The sequence below is a fragment of the Variovorax sp. WDL1 genome (assembly GCF_001541225.1).
In the GTDB taxonomy this organism is placed as follows: Bacteria; Pseudomonadota; Gammaproteobacteria; order Burkholderiales; family Burkholderiaceae_C; genus Variovorax.
The window spans coordinates 1-1,277 of record NZ_LMTS01000197.1; the positions used below are offsets into that span (position 1 = coordinate 1).

The 1,277-nt window shown below is 60.8% G+C and carries 2 protein-coding genes; both read right to left on the minus strand.

Features of this window, described 5'->3' with window-relative positions; genetic code table 11:
- Positions 1 to 41: 41 nt before the first annotated feature.
- Positions 42 to 887, minus strand: coding sequence for an IS3 family transposase (locus APY03_RS25925; RefSeq protein ID WP_328793979.1), 846 nt, complete (start codon positions 885 to 887; stop codon positions 42 to 44).
- Positions 836 to 1,198 carry a transposase gene (locus APY03_RS44510; protein WP_068681404.1) on the minus strand — a complete coding sequence of 121 codons (363 nt, stop codon included), beginning with the start codon at positions 1,196 to 1,198 and terminating at the stop codon, positions 836 to 838. The genes APY03_RS25925 and APY03_RS44510 overlap by 52 nt, the downstream gene beginning before the upstream one ends.
- Between the last annotated feature and the right edge of the window lie 79 nt (positions 1,199 to 1,277).

The window sequence follows — 1,277 nt, forward strand, 5'->3', positions numbered from 1 at the left end:
TGGAGTGAACCCCTGTGGCTGGACCACGGGGCTCATGCGAACTAAGCCGCCTTCCGAGCAAGCTGGGATTCGAATTCGTTGGGTGGAAGATAACCGAGCGCCGAGTGAAGCCGCTTTGCGTTGTAGACCTCTTCAATGAACCGTGGAAGCCGGCTGGCGACATCACTGAAGGTCTCGTAGCCGCCGATGTAGACGTCCTCGACCTTGAGCGTCTTCATGAAGCTCTCGGCCTGCGCATTGTGGTACGGATTGCCGGGCGAGCTCATCGACCCGCGCAGCCCGGCTTCCTGCAGGGCCCTGCGATAGGTTTCACTTGCATATTGCGATCCCCTGTCCGTGTGAAAGATGCAGCCAGCCGGAGGTTGTCGGTCCTCCACTGCAGATCGCAATGCGGCCAGAGCCAGCGTCGTGTCGATGTTGCGCGAGATCGCGTAGCCCACCACCTTGCGGCTACAAGCATCCAGAATCGCGGCCAGGTAGCAAAACCCCGAAGCGATGCGGATGTAGGTGAAGTCGGCGACCCAGACCTCGTTCGGCCGCGTCGGGATGACGTTGCGATAAAGGTTCGGGAAGATCGGCGAATCGTGCTTGCTGTCGGTGGTTCGAACGAATCGCCTGCGAAGCTTGATGCCCAGGCCTTGGGCCCTCATCACGCGTGCGACCCGCTTGTGATTGACCACATGGCCGCGGCGGCGCAATTCGTGTGTCACGCGCCGGTAGCCGTAGCCTGGCACCTCGTCCTGGATGGACCCAATCAACTCGGCGAGCCGGGCGTCTCCCAAATCTTCGTCCACTGCCGTCGACCGGTAGTAGAACGTGCTGCGCGGAAGATCGATCACTTGGCACCCCCGTCGAATGGAGCAGGCTTCGGGCCGGTGACGATTGATAAGTTCTCGTTGTCGCTCACGAGGCGAAGGCGTGGAGTTTTTTTGACAAGGTCGAGCTCCATGGTGAGCTGGCCGACCTTGCGTTCGAGGGCCGCGATCTTGGCCTCGTATTCCGTGATGACCGATGCCTCAGCCTCTTCGGTGCTCAGCTCTCCCCGGTCGTACTGCGTCAGCCAGAGCTGAATCAGGTTGGTCGACAGGGTGTACTTCTTCGCCGCATCGCGCCGGCCGATGGCACCGCTGCGAATGTCCTGGCATAGCTGAATCTTGAACTCCGGCGCGTGGCGCCGGTATGGACCTCTTGATGACATGACCTTCTCCTGGTTGAAGGCCCGGTCAGCGTATCAGTTCTGATTTGCCCCGTGGTCCAGCCACAGGGGTTCACTCCAG